Here is a 1,629-nt window from a genome sequence, read left to right on the forward strand (position 1 = left end):
GGAAACGGCATGTCCACCACGATCGAATCGGTCCTGAACGAGACCCGCGTCTTCGAGCCCTCGCCGGCATTCGTCGCGCAGGCGCACCTGACCCGCGACGACTACTACCGGCTGGTGGCGGAGTCCAACAAGGACTACGCGGGCTACTGGGCGCGGCTCGCCCGCGACAACCTGGCCTGGTCGAAGCCGTTCACGCAGACGCTCGACGAGTCGAACGCGCCCTTCTACAAGTGGTTCGCAGACGGGCAGCTCAACGCCTCGTACAACTGCCTCGACCGCCACATCTTCACGACGCCCAACAAGACCGCGATCATCTTCGAGGCGGACGACGGCTCGATCACCAAGGTCAGCTACCAGGACGTCTACGAGCGCGTCTGCCAGTTCGCCAACGGCCTGAAGAAGCTCGGCGTGAAGAAGGGCGACCGGGTGCTCGTCTACCTGCTGATGTCGATCGAGGCGGTGGTGGCGATGCAGGCCTGCGCGCGCATCGGCGCGATCCACTCCGTGGTGTTCGGCGGCTTCTCGGCGAAGAGCGTCAACGAGCGCATCGCCGACGCCGGCGCCAAGCTCGTGATCACCGCCGACGGCCAGTTCCGCGGCGGCAAGGAGATCCCGCTCAAGCCCGCCGTCGACGAGGCGCTGGCGATGGAGGGCTGCTCGTCGATCGAGGGCGTCGTCGTGTTCCGCCGCACCGGCAACGCCGGGCTCGCCTGGGACGACAAGCGCGACATCTGGTGGCACGACCTGATCTCGGGGCTGCCGAAGGAGTGCGAGCCCGTGCCCGTCGACGCCGAGCATCCGCTCTTCATCCTCTACACGTCGGGGTCGACCGGCAAGCCCAAGGGCGTGCAGCACTCGACCGGCGGCTTCCTGCTCGGCGCGGTCTGCTCGCTCAAGTGGACCTTCGACATCAAGGATTCCGACGTCTTCTGGTGCACCGCGGACGTGGGCTGGATCACCGGGCACACGTACGTCGCCTACGGCCCGCTCGCCGTCGGCGCGACGCAGGTGATGTTCGAGGGCGTGCCGACCTATCCGTCGCCGACCCGCTTCTGGGAGATGATCCAGCGGCACAAGGTCTCGATCTTCTACACGGCACCGACCGCGATCCGCTCGCTGATCAAGCTCGGCGCCGACCTGCCCAAGCAGTTCGACCTCTCCAGCCTACGCCTGCTGGGGTCGGTGGGCGAGCCGATCAATCCCGAGGCGTGGATGTGGTACTACACGCATGTCGGAGGCTCGCGCTGCCCGATCGTCGACACCTGGTGGCAGACGGAGACCGGCAGCCACATGATCTCGCCGATGCCGGGCGCGACGCCGCTGAAGCCGGGCTCCTGCACGTTCCCGCTGCCCGGCATCCAGGCGGCAATCGTCGACGAGACCGGCCACGACGTCGAATGGGGCAAGGGCGGCTTCCTGGTGATCAAGAAGCCGTGGCCCTCGATGATCCGCACGATCTGGGGCGACCCCGACCGCTTCAGGAAGTCGTACTACCCCGATGACCTGGGCGGCAAGCTCTACCTCGCCGGTGACGGCGCGAACCGTGACCTCGACGGCTACTTCTGGATCATGGGGCGCATCGACGACGTCCTGAACGTCTCCGGGCACCGCCTTGGTACGATGGAGATC

Annotated in this window: 1 protein-coding gene; it reads left to right on the forward strand. The window is 66.9% G+C overall.

The genetic code is table 11. The features are described 5' to 3' along the window. Positions 1-9: 9 nt before the first annotated feature. On the forward strand, positions 10-1,629 hold a 1,620-nt coding region (gene acs / locus WB308_RS07550), incomplete at its 3' end, for an acetate--CoA ligase (RefSeq protein WP_424190534.1).

Origin of the sequence: Sulfuricurvum sp., from assembly GCF_049587615.1 — a bacterium.
In the GTDB taxonomy this organism is placed as follows: domain Bacteria; phylum Campylobacterota; class Campylobacteria; order Campylobacterales; family Sulfurimonadaceae; genus Sulfuricurvum.